Source organism: Arthrospira sp. PCC 8006 (assembly GCF_046480465.1).
In the GTDB taxonomy this organism is placed as follows: Bacteria; Cyanobacteriota; Cyanobacteriia; order Cyanobacteriales; family Microcoleaceae; genus Limnospira; species Limnospira platensis.
On record NZ_PKGG01000440.1, the window covers coordinates 1 to 1,647 of the forward strand.

Consider the following 1,647-nt stretch of genomic DNA (forward strand, 5'->3'; position numbering starts at 1 on the left):
GTGTTTACAGGATAATCTTGGCGATCGCCTTCTGACACCATTGATATTTATTGGCTTTAGTGCCGGTGTGGTGGCTGCTATGGTAGGCGCTTACAGATGGCAACAATCAGGGGGTCAGGTGAGGGGATTAATTGCCGTTGATGGTTGGGGAGTTGGTCGGGTCGGGAATTTTCCCTTTTACCGTATCAGTCACGATCGCTTTACTCACTGGAGTTCTGGGCTATTAGGTGCCGGTGATGGTGGTTTCTATGCTGATCCGCCTGTAGAACATTTGGACTTGTGGCGATTTCCTCACCAGACCTGGGGCTGGTGGCTGGAAACTGGGTTAATTGGCTTAAAAACAGCTTCTCCTATGACTGCATCTGAGGCAATATTTGCTATATTAAAAAAACTTGGCAAATTACCAAATTGATAGCTTGATGATTAGTTTAACTCAGCAGCCCGATAGTTCTTATATTACTATTAATGGCGTAGAACACTATTATCAATGGGTGGGAACTCCCTACCATTTAGAAAGTTCTAAGCCGGTTATGGTGTTTATTCATGGTTGGGGTGGGTCGGGTCGCTAKTGGGAAAGTACCGCTATGGCTTTGGGCGATCGCTTTCATTGTTTACTTTATGATATGCGGGGTTTTGGTCGGTCTAATCGACCTGCTTTAAATGATGGCGATCGAAGTTATGAATTAACCGAATATGCTCAGGATTTAGCCGCCCTTTTACAGGCTTTAAATATTCCACAAGTCTATATTAACGCTCACTCTATGGGCGCTTCCGTTGCTGCCATTTTTATGAATCTTTATCCGTCCATGGTAGTTCGGGCTATCTTAACCTGTAGTGGGATTTTTGAATATGATGAAAAATCATTTACAACTTTCCATAAATTTAGTCGCTATGTGGTCATGTTTCGCCCAAAATGGATGGCAAAACTGCCGTTAATTCATCAAATATTTATGGCGAGATTTCTGCATCGTCCCTTACCTAGTCAGGTCAGCCGAGAGTTTTTAGAGGATTTCTTATTAGCAGATTTTGCCGCCGCCTATGGTACTGTCTTAACATCCGTCAGCAAAGAAGCTACCCAATGGTTTCCTCAAGAATTTAAAAAATTGACGGTTCCTACCCTCTTGGTAGCTGGGGAATATGACCAAATTATCCCTATGGAAATGGCTAAACAAGCGGCTACTCTCAATCCTAACGTTCAGCTTACTATTTTGCCAAATACTGCTCATTTTCCCATGTTAGAAGACCCTAAAAATTACCTGAAAATTATTCAAGAATTTTTAATTGACAATTAATAATGGTAGGGGCGGGTTCTGCTGTCAATGACATTTCCCCACCGGAATATCAATAAACCCGCCCCACCCGGTCATTAATTGATAATTGATAATGGTAGGGGCGGGTTATGGTGTCAATGACATTTCCCCACCGGAATATCAATAAACCCGCCCTTTCTTTCTTTCCCTGTCGCTGGGGGTTATGGTGTCAATGACATTTCCCCACCGGAATATCAATAAACCCGCCCCACCCGGTCATTAATTGATAATTAATAATGGTAGGGGCGGGTTCTGTTGTCAATGACATTTCCCCACCGGAATATCAATAAACCCGCCCTTTCTTTCTTTCCCTGTCGCTGGGGGTTMTGSTGTCAAT

2 protein-coding genes are annotated in these 1,647 nt (G+C 43.3%); both read left to right on the top strand.

The window, feature by feature from the left end:
• Positions 1–412 (top strand): hypothetical protein (locus B9T16_RS28490; protein ID WP_410246365.1); only part of this gene is annotated, 412 nt, incomplete at its 5' end.
• Between the two features lie 7 nt (positions 413–419).
• Entirely contained in the window at positions 420–1,292 is an 873-nt protein-coding gene (locus tag B9T16_RS28495) for an alpha/beta fold hydrolase (RefSeq protein ID WP_410246366.1), read from the top strand.
• The last annotated feature ends 355 nt before the right edge of the window (positions 1,293–1,647 follow it).